General features: G+C 53.4%; 19 protein-coding genes. 9 read left to right on the top strand and 10 right to left on the bottom strand.

Translation table 11 applies throughout. The annotated features are described in order from the left end of the window. Positions 1–31 precede the first annotated feature (31 nt). Positions 32–745: a DUF1559 family PulG-like putative transporter gene (locus tag HOV93_RS09345; protein ID WP_207396219.1), complete on the top strand. Its 714-nt coding sequence runs from the start codon at positions 32–34 to the stop codon at positions 743–745. 126 nt (positions 746–871) lie between these two features. Then, on the top strand, positions 872–3,883 hold the full coding sequence (locus tag HOV93_RS09340) for a DEAD/DEAH box helicase (RefSeq protein ID WP_207396218.1): 3,012 nt from the start codon (positions 872–874) through the stop codon (positions 3,881–3,883). Between the two features lie 16 nt (positions 3,884–3,899). On the opposite strand, the gene HOV93_RS09335 is transcribed toward HOV93_RS09340, so the two are convergent. Continuing rightward, positions 3,900–4,562, bottom strand: a complete 663-nt coding sequence (locus tag HOV93_RS09335) for a hypothetical protein (protein WP_207396217.1) — start codon at positions 4,560–4,562, stop codon at positions 3,900–3,902. 188 nt (positions 4,563–4,750) lie between these two features. Then, positions 4,751–6,208 carry a trypsin-like peptidase domain-containing protein gene (locus HOV93_RS09330; protein ID WP_207396216.1) on the bottom strand — a complete coding sequence of 486 codons (1,458 nt, stop codon included), beginning with the start codon at positions 6,206–6,208 and terminating at the stop codon, positions 4,751–4,753. A gap of 422 nt (positions 6,209–6,630) precedes the next feature. Here HOV93_RS09330 and HOV93_RS09325 point away from each other — a divergent pair, with 422 nt between their 5' ends. The 4 genes from HOV93_RS09325 to HOV93_RS09310 all read left to right on the top strand — a co-directional run bounded on the left by HOV93_RS09325 (position 6,631) and on the right by HOV93_RS09310 (position 12,096). Further along, complete coding sequence (locus HOV93_RS09325; RefSeq protein ID WP_207396215.1) at positions 6,631–7,158, top strand: RNA polymerase sigma factor; 528 nt, start codon at positions 6,631–6,633, stop codon at positions 7,156–7,158. After that, positions 7,155–9,317 carry a DUF1549 domain-containing protein gene (locus HOV93_RS09320; RefSeq protein ID WP_207396214.1) on the top strand — a complete coding sequence of 721 codons (2,163 nt, stop codon included), beginning with the start codon at positions 7,155–7,157 and terminating at the stop codon, positions 9,315–9,317. The genes HOV93_RS09325 and HOV93_RS09320 overlap by 4 nt, the downstream gene beginning before the upstream one ends. A 189-nt stretch (positions 9,318–9,506) precedes the next feature. Continuing rightward, positions 9,507–10,142 (top strand): protein-L-isoaspartate(D-aspartate) O-methyltransferase, encoded by a 636-nt coding sequence (locus HOV93_RS09315; RefSeq protein ID WP_207396213.1) that lies wholly within the window; start codon positions 9,507–9,509, stop codon positions 10,140–10,142. A gap of 94 nt (positions 10,143–10,236) precedes the next feature. Beyond that, the gene (locus HOV93_RS09310; RefSeq protein ID WP_207396212.1) at positions 10,237–12,096 is read left to right on the top strand and encodes a transketolase; all 1,860 of its coding nucleotides are present in this window, start codon (positions 10,237–10,239) and stop codon (positions 12,094–12,096) included. A gap of 16 nt (positions 12,097–12,112) precedes the next feature. On the opposite strand, the gene HOV93_RS09305 is transcribed toward HOV93_RS09310, so the two are convergent. The 3 genes from HOV93_RS09305 to HOV93_RS09295 form a co-directional block, all read right to left on the bottom strand. Further along, on the bottom strand, positions 12,113–12,427 hold the full coding sequence (locus HOV93_RS09305; protein WP_207396211.1) for a hypothetical protein: 315 nt from the start codon (positions 12,425–12,427) through the stop codon (positions 12,113–12,115). Between the two features lie 780 nt (positions 12,428–13,207). Continuing rightward, positions 13,208–13,603, bottom strand: a complete 396-nt coding sequence (gene panD, locus HOV93_RS09300; protein WP_207396210.1) for an aspartate 1-decarboxylase — start codon at positions 13,601–13,603, stop codon at positions 13,208–13,210. A 213-nt stretch (positions 13,604–13,816) separates the two neighbouring features. Continuing rightward, positions 13,817–14,248, bottom strand: a complete 432-nt coding sequence (locus HOV93_RS09295) for a nuclear transport factor 2 family protein (protein WP_207396209.1) — start codon at positions 14,246–14,248, stop codon at positions 13,817–13,819. Positions 14,249–14,778: 530 nt separating this feature from the next. Between HOV93_RS09295 and HOV93_RS26370 the strand changes: the two genes are divergently transcribed. Beyond that, positions 14,779–16,845: a spermidine synthase gene (locus HOV93_RS26370; RefSeq protein WP_207396208.1), complete on the top strand. Its 2,067-nt coding sequence runs from the start codon at positions 14,779–14,781 to the stop codon at positions 16,843–16,845. 9 nt (positions 16,846–16,854) lie between these two features. On the opposite strand, the gene HOV93_RS09285 is transcribed toward HOV93_RS26370, so the two are convergent. Continuing rightward, the gene (locus HOV93_RS09285) at positions 16,855–17,961 is read right to left on the bottom strand and encodes a PP2C family protein-serine/threonine phosphatase (protein ID WP_207396207.1); all 1,107 of its coding nucleotides are present in this window, start codon (positions 17,959–17,961) and stop codon (positions 16,855–16,857) included. Positions 17,962–18,016: 55 nt separating this feature from the next. Then, on the bottom strand, positions 18,017–18,772 hold the full coding sequence (locus tag HOV93_RS09280; RefSeq protein WP_207396206.1) for a sensor histidine kinase: 756 nt from the start codon (positions 18,770–18,772) through the stop codon (positions 18,017–18,019). A 192-nt stretch (positions 18,773–18,964) separates the two neighbouring features. Here HOV93_RS09280 and HOV93_RS09275 point away from each other — a divergent pair, with 192 nt between their 5' ends. Both HOV93_RS09275 and HOV93_RS09270 read left to right on the top strand, forming a co-directional pair. Next, positions 18,965–19,453 carry a HEAT repeat domain-containing protein gene (locus HOV93_RS09275; protein WP_207396205.1) on the top strand — a complete coding sequence of 163 codons (489 nt, stop codon included), beginning with the start codon at positions 18,965–18,967 and terminating at the stop codon, positions 19,451–19,453. A gap of 190 nt (positions 19,454–19,643) precedes the next feature. Then, positions 19,644–20,588 carry an endonuclease/exonuclease/phosphatase family protein gene (locus tag HOV93_RS09270; protein WP_207396204.1) on the top strand — a complete coding sequence of 315 codons (945 nt, stop codon included), beginning with the start codon at positions 19,644–19,646 and terminating at the stop codon, positions 20,586–20,588. Positions 20,589–20,606: 18 nt separating this feature from the next. On the opposite strand, the gene HOV93_RS09265 is transcribed toward HOV93_RS09270, so the two are convergent. From HOV93_RS09265 to HOV93_RS09255, 3 genes are all read right to left on the bottom strand, one after another. Continuing rightward, complete coding sequence (locus HOV93_RS09265) at positions 20,607–21,092, bottom strand: DUF6960 family protein (RefSeq protein ID WP_207396203.1); 486 nt, start codon at positions 21,090–21,092, stop codon at positions 20,607–20,609. Between the two features lie 161 nt (positions 21,093–21,253). Continuing rightward, complete coding sequence (locus HOV93_RS09260) at positions 21,254–23,110, bottom strand: VWA domain-containing protein (RefSeq protein ID WP_207396202.1); 1,857 nt, start codon at positions 23,108–23,110, stop codon at positions 21,254–21,256. A 93-nt stretch (positions 23,111–23,203) separates the two neighbouring features. Next, positions 23,204–23,686: a TadE family protein gene (locus tag HOV93_RS09255; RefSeq protein ID WP_207396201.1), complete on the bottom strand. Its 483-nt coding sequence runs from the start codon at positions 23,684–23,686 to the stop codon at positions 23,204–23,206. Positions 23,687–23,855: the final 169 nt, after the last annotated feature.

Here is a 23,855-nt window from a genome sequence, read left to right as displayed (position 1 = left end):
CCCGCATCTTTTCTCTCTCAGGAATTCCATCATGCATTCGTTTCGTCGTGGCAATGCCAAAGTGATCATCATTGTCGTGCTGGTTATTGTGGTGGTGATGGGGCTTATGTGCACAGGCCTCGCGGTAGCGATTCTGTTGCCGGCAGTCAGTCAGGCTCGCATGGCGGCTCAGCGGATGCAGTCCAGAAATAACCTGAAGCAAATAGCCCTCGCTCTGCACAACTATCACGATACGTACGGTACGTTCCCGCCGGCTTATATTCCGGATGAAGATGGTAAGCCGATGCACTCGTGGCGGGTATTGATTCTGCCGTTTACGGAATCCCATTATATTTACGATCAGTACGACTTCTCGCAGCCATGGGATAGCCCGGCCAATATGCAGGCCTGTGGGACCATGCCGGGGGCCTATGTCAGCCCGGCCTTGGGGGCCAATGACCTGGAGGAGCGAACAACTTACGTCGCTATATCGGGGCCTAAGACCGTATTGGGAACCGATCAGTCGAAACCGTTTTCAGAGATCGTTGTCGGGACTTCGAATGTCATTATGGTAGTCGAAGACACGACCACCCCGGTTCCGTGGAACAAACCTGTCGATATCTCGCCCCAGGCACTGACATCGAAGAATTTCGACGATCAATACTTCGGCGGAATTCAAGCCGCGATGGCCGACGGATCGGTCCATTTCTTCCCGGAAGGAAGCAAGCAGCAAGTACAAGGGATGATGTCAATTGATGGTAGTTAGCACGTCTCGCGGCATTCGATTCATACTCAATTGAAGGAACAATTGCCGGAGCCCTCTTCAACATCTCAGCCAAAGCAATGAGAATAGCCGAGTCACCTGTGTTTCTCATCTTGGGCTGGAAGCGATATGACGCCGAGCGATTCATTCCCGACGATTAAATTCCGCGGCCAGTTGCGCCCCTCGCAAGTTCAGGTCCGCGATGTCGCCAAAGAGCAGCTATCGCGGGGGGAGCGGCAACTGCACATTGTCGCCCCGCCGGGGTCGGGAAAGACGGTCGTCGGGCTCTATCTTTGGGCTGAGCTGATCAAGCGGCCTGCTTTGGTGTTGAGTCCGAACTCGGCCATTCAATCGCAGTGGGCGGCCAGGACCGATCTATTCGAGACCGATCGACCTATGTCGATGCTGGTCAGCACCTCCCCGGACGAGCCGAAACTGCTGACCTCGCTTACCTATCAGGCCGTCACGCTGCCACGGCGTGGTGACGAGGGGCTCGATCACGCGGCCATGTCGCTGTGGGAAGATCGCCTGATCTCGAAAGGACAGGCCCAAGATCCAGCCGAGGCAAAGGTTTGGATTCGCGATCTGAAGAAACACAATCGCGACTACTATGACCAGCGGCTGTCCGCCTATCGTAAAAGCGTTCGTGACGAAGCAGGCCTGGCCGGCGAATCGTTCGAGATGCTCCATCAGTCGTGCTTAAGAACCTGGCAGCGACTCCGCGACGAAGGGGTGGGCATGCTGATCCTGGACGAATGTCATCACTTAGTGGGACATTGGGGACGGGTACTTTCCGACGCGATGCACTACCTCGACGATCCAATCGTAGTGGGTCTCACGGCGACACCCCCGGACGGCGATGGAAAGATCCCTGCCGACTTCGAGCGTTACCAAGAGTTCCTCGGGCCAATCGATCACGATGTTCCCGTTCCGGCGGTTGTTCGCGATGGCTTTCTCGCACCGTATCAGGACCTGGTTTACTTCGTCCGTCCATCTGAGGCCGAACTGCGCTTTGTCGCCCAGGCCGACGATCATTTAGAAGAGATCCTACAGGAGGTAACCACCAAGCCTGCGGACAACGGACACGAAGAACCTGTCTCGGAAGTTCTCCCCGTGGAAGAACAAGAATTGGATGAGACAGAAGCAGACGAACTGCAATTGCACCACATGGGTGGAACCGATGCGGTCTACGAGGCAGAAGAAGACCCTTTCGCAGATCTAATTCCGGAAGGCGAAGTTGAACCGGCAGCGCCTCCGGTGCCAGTTCCACCGGTAGAATCAGCGACCCGCGACGAAGCTCCCCGTGTGAAGGCGTTAGTCCCATGGTTGGTGCAAACGCTAGAAACACGCAGGCACGCGACGAGCACGTTTAAAACATGGTCTTCCTTTCATCGTCGCGACCCCGATTTTGCGGACGCGGCTCGTGTGTTTCTGCAGACGCGTCAGGTGGAATTGCCCACGGAAGTGCCGCCGGTTGTGCTGGAAGTCCCTATCGACGAAGTTCCACAGATCCCGGTCATCATTCCGGTACTCGATCGGTACGTACGCCACGGTCTGCGACGTTCGGCCAATGCCGAGGATCGCGCTTTGGCCGAGAAAGTGATCACTGGCCTGCGGATGTTGGGCGTACAGATCACCGAAACAGGTTGCCAGGCATGTGCCTCGCCGGTGGGACGCGTGCTTGCCTATTCGAGCGAAAAGGCGAAGGCCTTGCAGCCGATCCTCATGGCCGAAATGGCGGCTCTGGGGGATGCCATCCGCGCGGTCGTGGTGACCGACTTCGAGAAGACCTCAGCCACGATATCCGAAGTCGAGCATCTGCTCAGCAGTGAAGCTGGTGGGGCAATCGCGGCATTTCGGGTATTGGTCAACGATCCGAAATTAGATGAACTCGATCCGATATTGGTAACAGGATCGAGTGTTCTGATAGATGACGATCTGTCTGAAAAGTTCGAGGCCGCGGCCAAAGAGTGGCTGTCCGATGCCGGCTACGATGCGACGCTAACGTTCAATGCCGAAGTCGGATTTCACGTTGTCTCGGGCAGCGGTCGCGATTGGTGTCCTCGTGTGTATGTCGAGATGATTACCGACTTGTTTCAACGTGGTCTGACGAAGTGCCTGGTTGGCACGCGAGGGCTGTTGGGAGAAGGCTGGGACGCAAACAAGATCAATGTTTTGATTGACCTGACAACCGTTACCACGAGCATGACGGTGCGGCAGCTTCGCGGGCGATCGTTTCGGCTCGACCCCCAGGTACCAGAGAAACTGGCCAACAACTGGGATGTGGTTTGCCTTGCACCGGAATTCAGCAAGGGGTTGGATGATTATGCCCGTTTTATCAAAAAGCATCTGAATATCTTCGGCGTGACGGACGATGCGGTGATTGAAAAAGGCGTGGGACACGTCCACCCTGCACTGACCGATTTGCGTCCCGAGCTTTTGGAGGGTTCGGTCCGAGATTTGAATCGCGATATGCTTTCGCGTGTCACGCTACGCAGCGAGACCCGCGATCTATGGCAGATTGGGACTCCTTACGAAGGAAGCCCGAATCACACGCTGGAAATGCGGATCAAGGGTTCCGCACGCGAGACCGGTGGCTTTCCGCCGTTTGCTGGGACTAAAGAACCATGGTCGAGTGAGTCGCTCGTCCAGGCGATTGGTGAAGCGATCGCACGTACGATGGTGGAGTTGAATGTAATAAAGTCGCCACCGGAAGTCGTGGCGAAGTCTCGGGCCGGCGGGTACGTGCGTGTTTTGCTCGAAGATGCCAGCGACGCCGATAGCCGTCTTTTCGTTAAGGCTCTGCACGAAGCATTGGGACCGCTAAATCGTCCTCGCTACATCATTCCTCGCAAGCTTAAGTTCGTGCGAACCAATTGGCTGTCGCGCATGTTGCCAAGTGTGCTTGGACAGTACTTCGAGAAGAGTGAAGACAAGACGGTGACGGTGCACGCGGTGCCCAGCTTGCTAGCGAAGAACAAAGAGTCGGTCGAGGTCTACGAACGCTATTGGAACCAGTACGTCAGCCCTGGCTTTCCGGTGTTTGCCCTGCGTGGTGAGGGAGAAGACCTGATGCGTGAAGCGCTTAAGAAGGGAATGAGCCCGGAAGGAGATTTCCACGAAAAGGAAATCTTCCGCTAAGAAGATGTGGGTGGTTCTAGCTGTTAAACAAAGCGGCGATGTCATCTTGGTCGAGCGGTTTATCGTCCAACTCGTCGCTCTCTTCTACATCCTCTTGGGTAGTCGCGTTTACCGAGGTCTTTTCCTCGTCTTCGGATTCTTGCGAAGCCGCGAACATTGATTCGATGTCGTCGGTAGAAGCGATCTCAGAAGTCTCCTCGACCTCAGGGTCTGCTTTGGTGTTCTCTTCCGGCTCCTTCTTGTGACCGGCTAAGTACTTCTCAAGCTCGTTATCTTCGTCCGATTCGGAAGGGATTTCGCTGGAAGGTTCTGTTGGTGCTTGCTCAGCAACGGGCTCGACCGACTCTTCTTCTTCATTCACCCCAGGCTTTTCTTCGGCCACCGGCTGCGGGACGATCGGCATATCTTCCGGTTCGTTGATTTCCGGAAACGGCTGATTCACAATGTTGGGTTCTGGCTCAGCGGTTTTTGGAGAGGCCGCCGGCTCTTCAGGTTTCGCAATGGGTTGCGGTTTCTTGGTTTCCTCTTCTTTTGAGTCGATCGCGTCGATCTGGACGCGGCAATCTCTATCGGAGGGCAGAAACAATGCGTACCAAGGCTGCGGTCCGTAGCCCAATAAGATTGCAGCTCCAAAGCCGATTGTCAGATTGATTATGGCGAACAACAAGAAGATAAACACGGCTTATCCACAAATGAAACCTATGCCGACGCAACGGAGGCATACCACCCCACGCCTAAAGCATACGATTCATCTAGGCATAGTTGCCGATGGCTTGCCGAATGCTGCCGCAATTATTAATTTGCCGTGCTTTCGATCTGAATATTCGTTTTAACTGCTACAAGAGAGACTCTGCATGCAGCGTTCAATTAGCGGCTTTGTCCACGCATAATGGGCCCAGGACGCCCAGAGTTTTGAGATGCTTGACGCATAAATTCCGGCGAAGGACTGCCAGGCAAGGTGAATACCGCCGGCTGGGCGGTTGGATTGTCTTTCGAGCGAAGGACGACGGTAACCTCAGCTCCATCCTTCTGTCCACGCAGATAGCGCAACATCTCTTGTTCAACTTCGCTCAGGCCTTGCATCGACTCGACGCCACCTTGAGGTGAAGCGGCTGCGGCAGAGATGTCAGGCACCGATCGAGCGGCGGGATTCGAAGGGAAATTGCTTTGCGGAGCTTCCGGAATAGATCGCGCTGGACCGGTTACCGACGTCTGCGATGCCGAGGCCAGTTGGACTGGGCCTGCATTCTGGTTGTTCTCGAACAGATGCGAGAGGTTCGCCTGTTTCATGACGGTATAAATGGTTGGAATGGCTGCGTAAATCCCTTCGTTGTCCTCGTCGTCAGCTGCGTTGCAGATACCAACGAGTTGGCCTTGGGGATTGAATAGCCCACCACCGCTGCGACCTACCGTTGGGGCTCCGGCGGCCTGTACGTTGTCGTGACCAACGTAGCGATTTACGCTGTTGATCCGTGTTTGATAAAGATTACGCGGTCCCCCGTTATCGCAGCCGACGCTAAACGCCTTTTGGCCTACTTGTAACTGGTGTGTGGGTGGGGCGACCGACATCGGCTTAATCGGCGATTGCGTGCGAATGGCGACCAGGGCCACGTCCCGTTCGAGATCAAAGACTAGGACCTTGCCAGGAACGGTTGTGCCCGATTCGGATTGCTGGAAGGTAATGACTTCCAGAGGTCCTTGCCCTTGTGAATCTCGGAATAGGTGAGCACAGGTCAGCACCAATGCCTCGTTGCCTTGGATATGAACGACGGTACCGCTACCGTACGAGTGGCCATCGGGATCGCTGATCTTCAGCTTGACGCTGGCCTGCATCGCTTGGGCGTGTATGTCGCCGCCAGCATGCGAAGGCGTCTGGGCGATGGGCTGTCCGTACACCGCTGGCTGCACGCTGGATTGATTAGGCATTCCCATCGAAGGCTGCGGCGACTGGCCCCGGGCTAGTCCCGTGGCAGCGGTTAATTGAGGTGCGGTTTGGGCCGCATTCATCGGCGGCTTGGCCGCGTGGAACATCTTTGCCAGGCGGTCGAACGACGTTGCACCTTCGACGGAATCGACGATTTGGTCGTTCGAGACGAGAACGAAATATGGCAGGCCGCGGACACCCATCTGCTGGGCCATTTGCGGCTGTTGATCACGATTGATGACTTGAACAGGAAAGCCGGCCTGTTGCATCCGGCCGATCACCGGCTGCATCTGATGGCAATACACACACCAATCAGCCGTGAAGCAGTAAAGCACCGCGTCGGCAGCAGCCAACGGCGCCGTAAGCGCGAACAGTAACAAGAGCGAGGTAACCGCCTTCATCGCATCCCTCCTTGGAGCGAAATCTTTGCTGGGCCCTGTCTATGGGCCTCGTGTCTGCACCGGGAGCAGACTCTACGCTTCTCACGTTCGGCCATCCTGGTCGAAAGGGGTCGGAAAAGCGCCGGGACAATGTCGTGGGATCGTGAATTTCCAGCAATGGCAATTCGAAACGAATTTGCCGGAAATGTATGAGCTGAGCAAAAAATCCTCAAGTTTCCCCGTGCTATCAGTCGCAGTCATCCATTTGACAGCATCCGATTGTGCCCCCATTCGGTGAGTCGCTTCCGCAGCTTGAGGGGCCTATTGGCGACTTTTCTCAACATTTCGAGATAGACTGGAACAGATACCCCTGGGCTTCACGAATGTTCTTAACTGACACTCGTTTCTGAGTACTTTAAGCCTCTAGCTGTCGTTTTTACTAAATGAAAGACCTTCCGCAACACGAATTGCCTGCGGTTGATGTCGCGCAACTTGTTGCTCAGCATCAACTTAGCGTATGGCGTTATTTGCGATCTTGGGGTTGTTCGTCCCAGGAGGCGGAAGATCTGACGCAGGAAACTTTTTTAAAAGTCCTTGAGAAGCCGTTCGAGCAGCTAACGGATGCCGCCACCAGGGGGTATTTGAGGACGGTAGCTCGCAATTTGTTGATTGATCGCCGACGCAAAGAGGGGCGGCAAACCAACATCCAATCGGTCGAGAACATGGAACAGTTTTGGGTGGCGACCGACGATCGCAAGCCTGACGAACTGTTGGGCTTATTGAACGAGTGCCTGGACGGCCTTACTGAGCGTGCCCGTTTGGCATTGCAAATGCGATTTCAAGATCACAAGTCGCGAACAGAAATTGCCGACTCACTTCAGATTGGCGAGCACGGAGCGAAAAACCTGATGCAGCGGGCGAAGCAGCAACTTCGCGAGTGCATCGAGTTCAAATTGAATAACGAATCATGAACCACGAAGATCCGATCATCGATCCTCTCTTAGAGGAACTGCTGGGCAAGCAGCAGGTGCCGGATTTGACTGCGCGCATCGTCAAGGCTCACCGGCAACGGCAAAGCCATGGTTCTTCGGGGACCAATGGTCGTGCCAAAGCACCACTCTCGATGGTGTCCGCAGCCACAGGTCAAGCTTCGCCGGAAAATTCCACGACCGAAGCTCCTCCTCAAAAGACAAGCACAGCCAAGCGTCGTTTACAGCGGCAGCGATTCTTAACCGCCATTGGGTCGCTTGCACTTAGTCTATGTCTGTTAGTCGTCCTCAGTGGGGTGGCTTACATCAGCTACCAGCAACTTATGCCAGGGCAAGGCACGCCGCTCGCCGCCGACGGGGATAAACCCCCGTCGGCCGGCGCCCGCGACACCAACGCGACTACGGAGCCACAACCGCAGCTCGCTTCCCATAACGGTCCGCAATCGAGTGACGTTCCACCTCCACAAGCGATGCCCGAGCCTGCCCCACAAATGCCTAAAGCAATCGAGTCGGTTGATGCAACGGCTTTGGCGGTACAAGCGGCACCTCGGTTTGTGAAGCCGAGAACGCGTGACAGCTTGGAGCTTTCCGACGGCCAGATCGTGGGCCAAATCAACGAGGCCATTGCTTCCGCTTGGCAGGCCGAAAATGTAAAGCCATCGCCTGCGGCAACCGATCACGAGTTCGTTCGTCGTACGTATTTGCAACTGCTCGGGCGAATTCCGACGGTCGAAGAGATTGAACGCTTCATCAGTCAGCGCCGCGAAAACAAACGCGAGTGGCTTGTCGATCAAATCATGTCAGGCGAAAGATACGAGGTCGAGTTCGCTTCGTTTTGGAGTGCTCGCTTCGCGAATATTCTCGTGGGACGTGCCGGGGGCATGAGTGAAGAGAGCCCTATAGATCGCTCCGCGCTCGAAGGCTACCTGGCTAAGCAGATCGAGAATAACACTCCGTACAACTTACTCGTTCAAGATCTCTTAACCGCAACCGGTACCACCAGTCCGGGAAGTGAAAGCTTCAATCCGGCTACGAACTTTCTCGTAAGCATGATCGACGGCGATGCCAAACTGGCTACTGCCAAGACCTGCACGGCGTTTCTCGGACAACAGCTTCAATGTGCCGAGTGCCACAACCATCCGACCACCGGCTGGAGCCAGCAGCAATTCTGGGGCTTGAATGCCTTTTTCCGCCAAACCAAGTTGGCCCAAGATCGCCAGTCGGGGCAGTTGGCGATCCTTGACCAAGACTTCACCAAGAGCCGCGATTCCGACTCCGGCGAAGTCTACTACGAACAGCCAAATGGCCTTTTGAAAGTTGCCTATCCGCAGTTTGTGGATGGCACCACCATTCCCCACTCGGGTAAGGTTTCGGAAGTCGACCGTCGACAAGAATTGGCTCAACTGATCGTCAATTCGGATCAATTTCCGAAGGCGACCGTAAATCGCATGTGGCAGCATTTCTTCGGTGTTGGTTTCACGCAGCCGGTCGATGACATGGGCCCTCATAACCCAGCTTCCCATCCCGAGCTTTTGGATCAGCTCTCCGAGCACTTCGCGGAGTCGAATTTTGATCTTCGACGTTTGATGCGTTGGATTACACTCTCTCAGCCTTACGGACTGTCTAGTCGGCAAATCGACGAGAATCTGGCCGATAGTCCCGACACGGGGCGGCAGCTATTTGCTCGGTACTATTCTCGGCAGATGGAAGCAGAGCAGTTATTTCACTCACTGCAAATGCTGGCTAAGAATTCAGCCGACGGAAGTCGCTCGATGGTTGCTTCGGTCGATGATCGCCACAGTTGGCTTGGGCAGGTCAGTCAAAAGATGGGAGATGATGAGGATAGCGAGACGTCTGCGTTGGATGGGGGAATCACGCAGTCTCTGTTAATGATGAACGGAGGCTTAATGAAGCAGGCCACCGACGCGCAAGCAGCCGTTCTGAAAAAGGTCACGGCCTCGAAAATGTCCACGCACGATAAAGTCGAACACCTGTTCCTCGCGGCCCTCTCGCGTCGGCCGACCAAGCAGGAGTCCTCCGCGATTAGCGAGATTCTTAAAACTCGCAACAACGAATCGGCGGCCTTGCAGGATATCTGGTGGGCACTCTTGAACAGCAACGAGTTCATTCTCGATCATTGATCGAAACGAGCCAATTCCAGTCTGATGCGTTTGCCTTGGCTCGCGTTTTGCGCGAGACTTATAGAGAGAGCGACGTCAAAAAATGTTGGCCGTATCGGATAGCTTCGTGTTGCTAGTGGTTCTGGCTGCTTTGCACTAGAAATTCTTTTCGACGGAAATCTACGCCGAGACACCGTGGGTGCGTGCATCATGGCACTTGATCAGCAACGTGACGAAATGATAAGTGTCCTCAAAGATCGAGGCATCACCGATCATGCCGTGCTGCAAGCGATGCACGACGTGCCGCGTGAAGACTTTGTCTTGCCTTCGTTTCGAGACGACGCCTATGCCGACTCGGCATTACCTCTGACGCATAAGCAGACGATCTCTCAGCCTCTGATTGTTGCCCTGATGACTCAGATAATGGAGCTTCAGCCAAGTGATCGCGTGTTAGAGATAGGCACCGGTAGCGGTTACGCGGCTGCGGTCTTAGGGCAGCTGGCCAAAGAAGTAATTACCGTCGAACGAATTGGCGACTTAGCAATTACGGCGGCTGAAACAATCCGAAAGCTGGGGAAACGCAATGTTCACATGCGTTTTGGAGACGGCCTGAAAGGATGGCCAGACGACGGACCGTACGACGCAATTGCCGTTGCCGCCGGAGGAGATCGGGTGCCCAACGCTCTATTCGACCAGTTAGCGATCGGAGGACGACTGGTCATTCCTCTGGGGCCTCGGCAGGATTCGCAGAAGTTGATTCGAATTCGTAAAATTGGCGAAGATCGTTACGTAGAAGATGATTTCGGCGGAGTTCGCTTTGTTCCATTGCTGCCAGAAACCGATTAACGGCCAGGCGTGTCATTGATAGGGCACAAAAATTGCATACCCCTCTACTCTAAGGAGATAGCACTTCAAAACTCCCATTCCCGAGGAATGATCCATGTCGACCCAATCACTCGATTCGTTGCAGCAACTTTCAGTCAACATTCGCAAGTGGATTCTTAACTGTACCCACAGGGCAGGATCTGGGCACCCAACGTCTTCGCTTTCCGCAGTGGAGTTGATGGTCGCGCTGATGTTTGACGGGAATTTCCGATATGAACTGCTTGATCCGAAGCACTGTAACAATGACCGGCTGATTTTCTCGAAAGGACACGCCTCCCCTCTCTTCTACTCGCTATGGTGCGCAGCAGGCGTACTCGACGAAGATGACTTGATGACCTATCGGAAATTTGATGGCATCTTGGAAGGCCATCCTACTTCCAGGTTCCCTTACACCGAGGCCGCAACAGGCTCGCTGGGCCAAGGTTTATCGGTAGGTGTTGGGATGGCGATGAACGCCAAATATCTTGATGAGCTACCTTACCGAACGTTTGTGCTCATTGGCGATAGCGAAATGGCGGAAGGCTCTCAGTGGGAAGCGATAGAAATTGCTAGTCACTATAAGCTGAACAATTTGGTTGGCATACTTGATGTCAATCGACTTGGGCAGCGGGGGCCCACGATGCTCGGTTACGACCTGAAAACGTATGAGAAGCGACTCGAGGCTTTTGGTTGGAACACGATCGTAGTCCCCGAAGGTCACAACCTTCGGCAAATAAGTGATGCCTATAGGGAAGCCGCCACTTATGAAGACGCTCCGACGATGATCATTGCGAAGACGATTAAAGGCAAAGGCGTCCCTTTCCTTGAAAACGAAAAAGGATGGCACGGTAAAGCACTCGATGATGAACAACTACAGGAGGCCATAAGCCAATTGCCACGAGTCAACGATGACTTGCGCGGAGAGGTACGCAAGCCCCAAGCGGCCTCGTTTCCCATTTTAGATAACGGTGCGAGCGGCGAATTTAATTACCAACCCGGAGAGAAAGAGGCGACAAGAACCGCATATGGAAACGCTATAACACGCTTAGGTGACAAGCACTCCCAAATGGTTGTTTTGGATGGTGAGGTATCCAACTCAACGCGTGCTGAATATTTTCGGAACAAATATCCTGAACGCTATTTCGAGATGTTCATTGCCGAGCAGAACATGGTAGGGACCGCGCTGGGAATGGCATTGAGAGGAAAAATTCCATTCGTCTCGACGTTCGCCGCTTTTTTTACCCGTGCATTCGACCAGATCCGAATGGCACGCTATTCCGATCCCAATATTAAGTTTGTCGGATCGCATGCCGGCGTCGAGATCGGAGAAGATGGTCCCTCGCAAATGGGATTGGAAGATTTGGCTATGTTCCGATCGATCATGGGCTGTACCGTACTCTATCCTAGCGATGCTGTTTCTACGGAGCGTTTAGTCGAGGAAATGGCATTAATGAATGGTATGGCCTACCTGCGGACGACACGCGGTAAACTGCCAACTCTCTACAATTCCGACGATACGTTCTGTATTGGCGGAAGCCACGTGCTACGTCAATCGGACCGCGACACGATCACGCTGATCGGCGCAGGAATTACGCTGCACGAATGTCTCAAAGCGCACGAAGCTCTGAAAGAAAAGGGAATCGTATCGCGAGTCGTCGATCTCTACTCGATTAATCCGCTGGATATGGTGACTTTACGGAAAGCAGCCTTGGATACACATCGCTTGGTTGTTGTCGAAGATCATTTCGCCGCAGGGGGAATCGGTGAAGCTGTTGCTGCCGCTTTGGCAGATCAGATGACGCCGATTCAGTCACTTTGTGTAAGAATCAGACCGAGAAGTGGTGAGACGGAAGAGCTACTCGATCTGGAGGGAATCTCAGCAAAGAAGATCGAGGAAGCGGTCTTGCGGACCGAATTGGCCGCTTCCCCGTCGTAACTCTAGCTGAGGTGGTTTAGGCGGCCTTCAGATCGCTTTCCATGTTCGAGAGGGCCTGCATCAGTTGGCTCCACTCGCTGACGACATCGAGCGTTTCAAACTGGGTGACGTCCGTGTTTTCGAAGCCGCGTTCGCTGAGTCGAATTGCGTCTCCTAGCACCATTGTGCCGACGGGCTCTATCTCTGGCAGATTGTCCACATCAAGCTCCTCTTCTTCATTAGGTAAAATATGTTCCAACGCACGATGAACGGCCCACAAAGCAGCTCGACGGGCGTCAGCGGCATCCACGATCAAACGCAACGATCCTGATTCGACGTAGTACTTGGCCATGATTGATATCCTTCGGTGTATTGTTTTAGGGTTCTGAATAACTTGGTTGCCCTTGGGCAGTAGTAGTTATCGCGACCCGCCTGACACGTCAGGTCATTGCCCAGAAAGATTTTTCTAAGCAGGCCAAAAATCGTGAAAAGTGCCGAGAAGAAGGGTGCTAGCAGTCCTGATGCGCGCAAAAAAGGAGCCGGTCCAACGTTCTGCCCCAAAAGGTAGTGAAGCACGAGTGCCTCGCTAAGACGTTGTACCGGCCCCAAAATGGCTCGTGAGGTGCACCAACAGAAAAAGGCGACATCTTGTCGCACGTCGAGTCACATCCTGTGGTCGCAATATCTGTTTGCCAATTGCTTGAATTGAAGCTGGAGACCCACCTAAGAGCTCAGCTGTTCGATGACGTTCTGCCCAGTTCGCCAGCCAACAGATGCAATGTTGCTCATCTTCTGCTTTCCCGCAATGGTAAAGGTCCCCCAAACCGGGTTTCTGCGGCCAACCGACAGACGCGTGCGGGTTTTTGCTCTCTTAGATAAGCCATGGTGTAACTAGCGGAAAGCATACGCCTATTGAGGCATCCAGCCTTATTCGCTCATAGGTCATTAACCAGTAATTCGGTTAGAACAAGCCAATAAGCTGCCGTGTACTTTGTCATGAACTTGGACGGAGATCCCCAGGCAGGTCCAGAAATATTAACTCGCAAAGAGCCTGGTACTCGATCTGTTGGCTAGTTGTGGGCATCTATCATGTCGCCCTTAGAAACGCGCCAATGCATTGCCGGCAAACGTGTTATTGCGGTTGAGCAGAAGAATTCATCGCGTCTGATTCAACGATGCAGTCGGTCATTCGATTCGCTTCATCAACCAGAATGACCCGTGGTTGGTGCCCCTCGATTTCTTCGGCGGTGAACTGGGCATAACAGACAATGATGACCAGATCGCCTGGGGTTACCAAGTGGGCGGCTGCGCCGTTAATTCCAATGACGCCGGAACCTGCCTCGCCAGGGATCGCGTAGGTAGTTAGTCGCTGACCGTTGGTAATATTGAGCACGTCGACCTGTTCGTGCGGTAAGATCTGAGCCGCTTCCAGCAAGTCGGAATCAATGGTGATGCTTCCCACATAATCCAGGTCGGCCTGGGTCACGGTTGCGCGGTGAATTTTGGATCGAAGAAAGGTACGTAGCATCCTAATGCTTTCGTAGGTTCGTTCCCGTGTCTACAGAATGCCACTGCAATTTCGGGGAAGCCACTATCAGCAAGGCTAACATCAGCCGAGCCTCTTATTATATCGGATAATGCCAAGAATGGAAAAAGCCCCCAGGTGGAAACCTGGGGGCTTTTTTTGCGTTTGGAATGGCTTGGATATGGGTCAATAAGAAAAATAGAGGCAGATAGGTTGCTATTCCACGCAGGTATCAGCTTCTGATTCTACGCTAATGGGCGAAGAATAGTGAAGCTGAGCAATTTGCCAACCGAGATGATTTTGAATCATGACGGCTGTAATTCGTAAGGGCACTTCGGCTTTCCGGTATCCAGCTTGGACGTAGAGATAGCAATCGGTGGCGAGCCAGGCGACCTGACCCATCGTCGAAACACTTCTCCATCCAAATCGCATCCGAAGAGTGTCTGTTTGTTCCCAGTCACGGCGAACTTGGCCCCAAATGGCGGTGGAACCGACGTTTCGTTCGTCGCATCCACTTCCCAGAACCACAGCATCTCGATCAGAACAAAACAGTCCTAAAAGTCTCCCCTTATCGCGGATTGCATAAGCATCTGCGAACTGGCGCAGCACGCTCATTACATCCGCTTCAACAGAAGCAGTTGCATACACGACAATCTCCCTGTCATGCGTGAGCACGTTTGAGCTCAGAATTGCCACCGAAGATAAGCAAGTTGAATAGGACAGATTCGATAATAGGCCAAATCAGAGTCAGGAGGCTATTTAGACTCTTGGGTGACGTTACAGGAACCGGTTGAACTAGCTTGACCGCCGAGGCATCTGGCTGAAACACACTCCCTAAGGAACCATTTCACCCGCGATATCGAGGCACAATACGCAGATGAAAACGAGCAGAAAAGGATAAGGCTATAGCACAGATTTTAATAGAATGTTTTCACAATCTCCAAGAACAATTGATCGGCTTAGACGGATTAAAACAGAAAGAATTCTCTGGAAAACCGTTGCACGACCCTTAATGGGAGAGGATTTCTCATTAAATGGCAAGTCGGCTCGCTATATATGGGGGGCAGTATTAGCCCGCACAAAACTGCAGTTTCCGCGACCTATGCTTTAAGGCTGTACTGCGCGCCGGAGTTGTCGGCGAATGGTTTCCTGGAAGTCCCTAGGCGGGAAAATTATCTGTGGCGAACAACAAGAACAACCTCATTCATGGGTGGGTGCTTCCTCTCGCAGTTTTGTGGAGCGCCTTCCTGCTGTTTCAAGTGCAGCCGCTGATCAGCAAGACTATTCTCCCCTGGTTTGGCGGAAGCCCAACCGTGTGGACGACTTGTATGCTGTTCTTTCAAGTCGTTCTCTTTGCCGGCTACCTGTACGCCCATCTTCTAGCGACCTACGTACCCAAGCGATGGCAGGGTGTAATACATGCGGCTCTAATGCTTGCTGCACTCTTACTTATGCCGATTTCCCCAGCCGATGACTGGAAACCCTCAGCCGATGTTTGGCCGCCTGGGTATATCCTGTTGCTGTTGGTCACACACCTTGGGCTTCCCTATTTCCTGCTGGCGGCCAATGGGCCGCTGCTGCAGCATTGGTTCAGTGAACTGGCTCCGGGAAAAACCCCTTACCGGCTCTATTCCTTGTCAAATATCGGTTCGTTAGCCGCATTGTTGACCTACCCCTTTGTGGTCGAACCCAATTGGACCCTACCGACCCAATCGGGGGCATGGAGTTGGGGATACGCCGGATTTGCTTTGATCTTGATTCCAATCGCGGTAGCGATTGTCCGAAATCAAAGGGTTCAGCAAGTAGCCGATGAGCCAACCAGCGAATTGCTGGACCACACGGCTCCTGAATGGAAAACGCTTGCGGCGTGGTTGGCATTGCCAGCGTTTGCTTGCGTCATGCTTTTGGCTACCACCAACCATGTCTGTCAGGACATGGCTGTCGTGCCGTTCTTGTGGGTTGTCCCTCTTAGTCTTTACCTGCTGACGTTTATCTTTTGCTTTGACGGCGAAGGCTGGTACCGCCGTAGTTGGCTGGGATGGATGACGATCGGCAGCATTGTATTGATTAGTACTTTGGAACTGCTCGGTGGCATGCTAGATATAGCGTGGGTCGCCGTCTCCTATTTCGGAGCGATGTTCTTCATTTGCATGATTTGCCACGGCGAACTCGCTAGGCTGAAGCCGCCGACGCGACATTTGACGCTCTATTACCTAATGATTTCCGGTGGCGGTGCTATGGGTGGGATATTTGTGTCACTCGTGTGCCCGCTTCTCTTCTCGCAGTATTACGAAATGCCGCTCAGCTTGATCGTGGCCTTCGCCTTGGCACTTTTGGTCACGGTAAACTCCCTGGAAAAGAGATTCGGATCGATTCCTCTCTGGTCGATGGCGCTAATGTTCTTTGGAATGTTGACGATGTTGTCCGGCCAATTACGTTCGTTTCAGTCAGACTACCTGGAGTCGCAAAGGAACTTTTACGGCGTGCTCAGCATCGGCCAGGTTCCGACGGACGATGGTCAATCAATACTCGCGATGTACCATGGGCGAATTATGCACGGCTTTCAGTATCAAGCCGAAGAAAAGCGTCAGGTGCCCACCTCGTACTATGCCCGAGATACGGGCGTCGGTCTTACGCTGGCTCGATTACCCAAGGCAAATGGGAAACGCGTCGGTGTCGTGGGTCTCGGGGCAGGGACATTGGCGGCCTATGGCGAAGAAGGCGACTACTATCGCTTCTATGAGATCAACGACGACGTTATCGAAATGGCGCAAGAGCACTTCACCTTTATGGAAGATTGTCAGGCCAATCATGATCTTGTGCTTGGCGACGCACGTCTGTCATTGGAACGCGAACCTGATCAACAGTTCGACCTGTTGGTACTCGATGCGTTTAGCGGCGATGCCATTCCGACTCACTTGCTAACACGAGAAGCATTTCGGATCTATCAGCGGCACCTGGCCGAAGGTGGCGTCCTTGCGATTCATGTGAGTAACAAGCATCTGGATCTGCGGCCGGTTGTGCTAGGGACGTGCGAAGAGTTTGACTTGGAAACGCTCTACATCACAACAGCGCCGGACGCTGCCACACAGCAGACCGGGTCCCAGTGGATTATCGCATCAAAGAACCGACAATTTCTCTCGGACGATACCATGCAGTCCGCAGCGACGCATTTAGGGCCGCACATGGTGTACGCAAAGCCATGGACAGACAACTTTAGCAATCTTCTTGAAGTGCTGAAGTAGAGCCAAGTTCTACGCAATCTTGATAATGACTGCCGTCAGGTCATCTTCGGCTTTGGCAGCGATCGCGAAATTGCGAACCTCAATATCCAGCCTTTTCACCATCTGGGCTGCGGTCAGATCTCGGTGTGTCGCGATCAGGTCGGCGATTCGATGCGTTCCGAATTGCGAGCCGCCTTGCCCCTCGGTTTCATGAATTCCATCGGTGCAGAGGACTAGAATTTGTCCAGAAGTAAGTGGGACTCGGTGAGGGCTGGGAAACTCAAAGTTATCGATGACCCCTAGCGGTGGACCGCTCCGTTCTAGTTCTTTAGTTGAACCATCTGCTTGGATGAGCAGACCATTTTGGCCGGCCCCCAGGTATTCAATATTTTGCTCCTTGAAATCCAACCGCACTACGAGGGCCGTCATGAAATCGCCGGCCTCGATATCTTCGGCAATCGCATTGTTCCAAGTGTTGATGATTGGTTGGCACTGGTTGCGCGTTCGCGCGATACCGCGGAAATAGGAACGCGAAGTCGTCATGAGTAGAGCGGGGCCGAGACCGTGACCGCAGACATCGGCCACCGTGACGATCAGCGTGTTGTCATCCGGTTGAACGAAATCGAAGTAGTCTCCACTGGTCCATTCGGCCGGTCGGGATAAGAACGCGATATCAAGACCAGGCACATTCGGAGCGGACTTGGGAAGTAAATTCGATTGAACGCGTTGAGCCAGCATCATCTCTTCGCGGCTATGTTGGACTTCACGGTTTAAGAGGGCATTCTCACTCGCCAAAAGTGCCCTGGCGGCCTCGTTCTCTTTAAACAGCGGCTCAATCGTCGCAATTCCAGCAAAGAAAAGAATCGCCGTGAGCAGCGTTGCCAGTGTTTGAACCCAAAGTGTGGGCTCCCCGATAATGTTGCCAGGCGGGCTATGAATCGTATCGACGATGCCAGCCCCAATCCAAAGGGTCATGAGTACGCCGGCTCCCGAAATAAAGAGCCACGCGTAGCGACGTCGGTAGATCGTGTTCAGACGCAATGCCATAAGGACTGCGACTAGTTGAAACAGGGCGGCGAGCCCCAGAACGAAGGTGAATACCATGTTGCTGCCGTTAAATGCACTCTGGCGAATCATGCGCTGGCCAGTTAATAGCGATTGTTGAGCATGACTCAGTGTGCGGCAATGCGCTTCACGGTTTCTTAATGTTGATTGTGTCGCTCGAAAAACGAAGCTCGATCTTGGTTCCGCAATCTGGGGCACTTGTGATGGTGAGCTTACCTTCTAAAAGGTCGGCCTTTTGTCTTAGGCCGGTCAGGCCATAACCAATCAATTCGATCGATTCGACATCGAAGCCCATTCCATCATCGCTGACGCAAGCAACAAGGTCCTGGCCTTGTCGCTTGAGTGACACATCAATCCTAAGTGCTTCGCTATGTTTTCGTGCGTTCGTGATGCACTCTTGGAAGAATCGAAAGATGCACGATCGCTGCCAAGGGGCAAGAAGGGGCAAGACTTGCTCCACTTCAACATGAATCTGGGCCGGGGAAAGGGAAGGAACTTTGATGAAGTCTAAGAGAGCCGCTTCGATACCTTCCTCATCAAGTCGTTTGGGGTTGAGGCCTTGGATCAAGCAACGTGACTCGGTGAGCGCTTCTTCTAGTATGGCTCGACACCGATCCAGCGGCGTTGAATCAGACTTCTCTTGGTCGTACGACTCAAGAAAGAGTAATGCCGCAGTGATTTGCTGCGTCAGGCCATCGTGGATCTCGAAGCCAATCGATTGCCGCCACCGTTCGAGATGGTCGATGTAACGCCACAAATTCGCCTGGGCTTCCTGGCTTAAGCTTGGTAGCTTGGACGTATCGATACTAGGTGGGACGGTCGAATGAGCCCCGGACGTATCTTCCGACGACGGTGTCGGGTTAGAAGGGAAATGGGAACTCATAGCTCGCTTCCGTGATCCTGCGGAAATGATTCGTAAACGTGAGCTTCCGTTTGCTGCGGAAACCTATCACCCCTTCCCCCTGTCATTGTACCCCGCGTGGGTGGTCGGGGCAGCGCGTTTTTATCCAAATAGACGTAATATCGTCAACTCGGGCACGAATCTCTACGCCCTTAGACTCTAGGAATGAAATTTATGGAAGCATCGCATGCAGTCCAGGCCCTGGGCGGAGTGAAATCAGAAGAACGCCGAAAAGCTGCAGAAGCTTGTGCCAAGGATCCTAGTATTGCAATGGCCGCAATCGTGCCTCTATGCCGCTGCTGTAGCGATAGTGATGAAGAGGTCAGCCAATGGAGCCAAGCGGCATTGGAAGAGTTAGGCCCTCCGGAGGCCGATGAACTTGACTCGCTGCTTGAGCTAACCACCTCCGCCGCATCGACTGCCTATTGGGCTGTGACACTTATCGGACGACTTCAAGCCAAAGCATCTCCGGCAGTCGCGAGCCTAGGAAAATTGATTGAGAAAGAGGACACTCCTGTCGAAGTTCGCGATCGTGCAATCTGGGCGATCGGTCAAATCGGAGTGGCTGACGAGGCGATCAAGACAACCCTGCAGAAGGCCGCCCAAAGCGAAAACGCCCGCACGGCTCGATTGGCCTCCAAGGCATTGAGCAAATTGCAGTGATCTGAAGCCTGCTATCACCGCGAGCAGCAATAAATTTGTATGCTCGCCATCTTTTCTGCTTTCTTGCCAGCGACTGACCTGGAAGTGGGGAACCCGTTTCGCTAAGGTTGCCCCGCTTGGTTTTAGTGCTTTGCTATGGATGGCATGGTGCCTACTGCCGACGAAACCGCACATCGCAGGGAGGCTTCGCGTGCGTGCTCTCATTCTTTCTTCGCTTGCGTTTATTGTTGGTCTTGTTGCAGCTACCGGCTGCAATGTCGAGCAGGTTCTGGAACAACTGCCTGACGGCGTACAGACTACCACGACATCGAAACCGCAATTTAGCGAAACGATTCGACTTGCCAGCTTCAATATTCAAGTCTTCGGACAGTCGAAAATGAATAAGCCGGAAGTCATGAAAACATTGACCCAAGTGGTCAAGTCGTTTGACATCGTGGCAGTCCAGGAGCTTCGCAGCAAAGAACAAGATGTCATTCCGCGTTGGCTAGAGATGATCAACGCCGATGGCTCTCGCTGGGCTTCCTTGGTGGGACCACGCCTGGGACGCACGACGAGTACAGAGCAGTACGTTTTCTTGTATGATACGGCCAAAATCGAGTTCATCGAAAAAAGCGACTTCACGATCAACGATCCTCACGACTTGCTGCACCGCGAGCCTTACGTCGCTTCATTTCGCACTCGGGTTGGTTCAGACGTTCAGCCATTCAGTTTTACCTTGATCAACATCCATACCGACCCAGACGAGGTTGATGAGGAGTTGAATGCATTAGGTGAGGTTTTCGAAGTCGTCCGCGATGCCAATCCTCACGAAGACGATGTAATCCTTTTGGGTGACTTAAACACGGACTACACCGATTTTGGGATGCTGGGGCAAGTCCCTGGCATCTTCGCCACGGTTCAAGGGACGCCGACCAACACGCGGAAAAGTAAGAGCTACGACAACATTGTATTCGATCAGCGTCGTACAACGGAGTTCGCCGGACAGGCAGGCGTGCTAGATCTGATGGCGGCCTTTCAGATGACCGAAGAGCAGGCTCTGGATGTTTCCGATCATCTGCCGGTATGGGCGACGTTCTCCACGGTTGAAGCGAGTGGCGGAACGCTGGCAGCAGCTCCGGCAGGCACGACTCGATAAAGCTTGCCCCGCAGGTTCTTACGGGTCGTATTCGTGCATCGCGTGGAACTCTTGAGGTGGCTCAAAAGGACGTAGATCTTTGGCCAGGTATGCGTTCTGGCTCTTGAGATCGCCACGGATGAGATAATAGTGCGGTTCCTGGTGATATTCACTCCAGCGAACCGCATAGATGGTTCCCGTAGTTAACTTTTCGACATCGAATTGATGCGCTAGTTCAACGATCTCACCCATCTTGTATTTCGGTTCCGGTACTTCTTCCATCAAAACCGGGCGTATCTTCAATTGGACTTCGCCGTAGCTGATTAAGTAAAAGTCATCGTCCGTCGTTTCGCGGCGAAAGATGAAATCGCTCGGAATCAGCCCTTCCGCTTTGTGGCGATCCTGGGGAAAGATCCAGCCGTCACCATCTTCTGGCCAACGGGAAAACATGACCCAAGACACCGGCGGTTTGACGGGGAAAGATTCGCTGTTCTGGATGGGAATTGAATCGTCCGAGGGAGTCATGCCGAATAGTTCTCGCAATACAGTCTAGGAAATCGATTCTGAGCGGACCTCTATCATTCTAGCGAATAATTGACCTGACAAGAAACAACACAAGGTGGTTGCCGAGAGGAATTACCTCAACGACAACCACCTTGCAGGACACGTCGTGGTGTGTCTCGACTCTACTCTTGGGCCTGACTCAAGTCATAAACCAGTTGCGGTGGTGGAACCTTGGCGGCGATTTGCTGAAATGCGGAAAGCATTTGAGATTCCAACTCGGCGATCGTCGAGCCACCGGGCACGCTGATATGGATGCCTCCGCACGCATTGGCAATGGCTGTCATCACGTTGCGGTCGGCACCGGCACCCACGCTCATGGTGTGGATCGTCACGCCGCGTTTGTGGGCCTGGACGGCCTCCCAGATGGCATATTGTTTCGAGCGATCATTGGTAGAGTAGTCCGCGTGACCGTCGCCATCGTAGTCGGTATAGTCATCCCAGTCCCAATCACGAGGCATGCTCCAGCCACTTTCGTAGCGGTTGGCGTTGCCGTCGGTCATCAGCACGATTGTCGGACGGGCACCATGTCGCGAATGAGCTTGAAGCAACTCGTCCGCTTCCTCCACCCCAAAACCAACAGCCGTGTAGCTTCCGTAGTGACCGGCCTGCTTGTGACGTTGAATCGTATCGAGCGAATCGTAGTCGTCCGAGATCAAGTTGCCGTTCAAGCTGGCGTAGGCGTTACCATCGTTGAGCGTGTGCTCGACTCGGGAAGATTCATCGTAGGAGACGATACCCACTTCGTCACCGAAGTCGAGTTCTTCGAGGAAGTCGAGGAACAGGGTCAGTCCATTCTTCACGGCATGGAAGGGATAGTGGGGTGCCTTCCAGAGGTCTTCTGTTTCGTAGTTGTGGTATCGGTTGGTCAGAACGTAATCAACAAAGTTCAGTTTGCCGTACTTCTGCCGGTTGCCGCTATTGCTGGGGACGTTGTTTCTACAGTAGTTGATGAATTCGTCCCAGCTACCTCGGTCGAAAGGATACCGGATGTCATCTAAGCCAAACGCCTCTTCCACGGCGTCGTTGGTATCGCGGAACTGTTCCCCGTTGCCCGAAGCATTACCAGCTCTCACATAAACCCGATCGATCCGTCGACCGTTATTCGAGCCTGAGCCCGAGAAGGTTCCGTTTTTGCTGTTGGGATAAAAATACTGGGAACGTCCATTGTCAAAGTACAAACGGACCCGGCTGATGGTCTTGGTTGATTTGACTTCGACTTCACGATCTTTAAACGTCACTTCGTTTTGCGGAGCGGCCGAGCTTGTAGGTGGATCGCCAATGATGGTGAGGTAGTCTTGCTCGAATGTCAAATCGCCCACATTGGGATTCATGGCATTGAAGATGTCGGTCATGTTCGCTTCGATGTTGTCTTGTCCCAAACGATTGATCGACGAGTAGCGGCTGTCGTCGTTCATCGAGCCAGAGAAGTCGAGCACCACGACCATGTCGCGAGCTTCAACAAATGCGATGGCTTCTGCTTGCAGACCAATCGTCGGTGTCCCCACGGCCCAACCGAATGCGAGCGGCACTCTGCTGTCGCGTGCACTCATATCAGTCTGGTCACGGCGAGCAACAACCTTGACCACGTTGTAGGGGCCTTCATTCCAGGTGATGCCCCACTCGCCAGTCCCTTCGTTGTAGGTTCGCTTACCGAAGACCACGTCCTTGCTCGGATCGACGTAAACCCCATTGCGGTCGGCAACATCCGCGGCCATTTCCCGTGCATGTTCTAGCGAGATCGAGTTAGGATCTCCCCCTTCGCTTGCACCTTGAACTGCGGACGTGATATCTTGCGAGGCCGCCAATGCGGCCGAATCAACGGCGTTCTGTAGGCGAGTTTGTTCCATTGCAATCAGCCCGGAATCGATACCGAGCGAGAGGAAAGCGAACAGCACGATCATTACAAACGCCGCAAGCACGATAAACACGCCGCGTCGCTGTTGTCGCTCAGGAATCAGTGGAATGTTTTTGCTGGCCATAGATATTTTTCTCTCTGAACCTGTTAGGGAGTGCTGTTAGCCGAGTGCCAACCAGGTACTAAAATGGTGCAACGAAGACGATAAGAGGGGGGACTACTGTACGATCGTGGACTTTGTATTACGGAAGATGACAGCCGTCGAAAGGTCGTAGTCCAAGTTGTCGGGTACCGGCATCGCAGCTATTTGAGACATTGGCAAAGCGATACGTACCTGAAACAATTCAAGATCGTTAATAGGATCGTCTAAGTTAAAACCTTCTCCCGGCCTGCCGGCAGGTTCGATAGAAATTTCAAGCTCATCCGGATCGTATCCGGATGCTTCCAGGCTGTTACGAATGTCGGAGATAATTTTGTCATTCGTCCTGATTCCACTAGCTACCCAATCAGCACGATCCATCGCTCCCAGACGTCCCCCGTCGCGGGCAACTTGTGCCAGCTGGCCATACGTTTCAAACATACGGCTGGCTTCCAGCATCCCTAAAATGAGCATTAAGAAAACCGGCGCGATCACGGCAAACTCCACCGTTGCGGTCGCGCGGCGGTTGTTCCGTGCACTTCGTCGATGAAAGAGGTTCATGGCACTTCGTTGGGAAAAGGAATTTATAAAAGCACAAGAGTGCATAAGTTGCTTTGTCTTGCCCTCTCTCCCTTCCCATGAGAAAGGGTGAGAGATTGAAAGCGGGTACCTGGCTTGAATCTCGTCCTAACCCTCTTCCCAAAGGGGCAAAGGACAAGGCGTGAGTTGG

This window comes from Bremerella alba (assembly GCF_013618625.1).
Taxonomy (GTDB): domain Bacteria; phylum Planctomycetota; class Planctomycetia; order Pirellulales; family Pirellulaceae; genus Bremerella; species Bremerella alba.
The sequence above is the reverse complement of the archived record's forward strand: the minus strand, read 5'-3'. Positions and strand labels throughout refer to the sequence as shown.

Coding starts and splice junctions, on each gene's coding strand:
- HOV93_RS09345 (WP_207396219.1), top strand. CDS start 32: ATGCATTCGTTTCGTCGTGGCAATGCCAAAGTGATCATCATTGTCGTG.
- HOV93_RS09340 (WP_207396218.1), top strand. CDS start 872: ATGACGCCGAGCGATTCATTCCCGACGATTAAATTCCGCGGCCAGTTG.
- HOV93_RS09330 (WP_207396216.1), bottom strand. CDS start 6,208: ATGAAGGCGGTTACCTCGCTCTTGTTACTGTTCGCGCTTACGGCGCCG.
- HOV93_RS09325 (WP_207396215.1), top strand. CDS start 6,631: ATGAAAGACCTTCCGCAACACGAATTGCCTGCGGTTGATGTCGCGCAA.
- HOV93_RS09320 (WP_207396214.1), top strand. CDS start 7,155: ATGAACCACGAAGATCCGATCATCGATCCTCTCTTAGAGGAACTGCTG.
- HOV93_RS09315 (WP_207396213.1), top strand. CDS start 9,507: ATGGCACTTGATCAGCAACGTGACGAAATGATAAGTGTCCTCAAAGAT.
- HOV93_RS09310 (WP_207396212.1), top strand. CDS start 10,237: ATGTCGACCCAATCACTCGATTCGTTGCAGCAACTTTCAGTCAACATT.
- HOV93_RS09305 (WP_207396211.1), bottom strand. CDS start 12,427: ATGGCCAAGTACTACGTCGAATCAGGATCGTTGCGTTTGATCGTGGAT.
- panD (WP_207396210.1), bottom strand. CDS start 13,603: ATGCTACGTACCTTTCTTCGATCCAAAATTCACCGCGCAACCGTGACC.
- HOV93_RS09285 (WP_207396207.1), bottom strand. CDS start 17,961: ATGATTCGCCAGAGTGCATTTAACGGCAGCAACATGGTATTCACCTTC.
- HOV93_RS09280 (WP_207396206.1), bottom strand. CDS start 18,772: ATGAGTTCCCATTTCCCTTCTAACCCGACACCGTCGTCGGAAGATACG.
- HOV93_RS09275 (WP_207396205.1), top strand. CDS start 18,965: ATGGAAGCATCGCATGCAGTCCAGGCCCTGGGCGGAGTGAAATCAGAA.
- HOV93_RS09265 (WP_207396203.1), bottom strand. CDS start 21,092: ATGACTCCCTCGGACGATTCAATTCCCATCCAGAACAGCGAATCTTTC.
- HOV93_RS09260 (WP_207396202.1), bottom strand. CDS start 23,110: ATGGCCAGCAAAAACATTCCACTGATTCCTGAGCGACAACAGCGACGC.
- HOV93_RS09255 (WP_207396201.1), bottom strand. CDS start 23,686: ATGAACCTCTTTCATCGACGAAGTGCACGGAACAACCGCCGCGCGACC.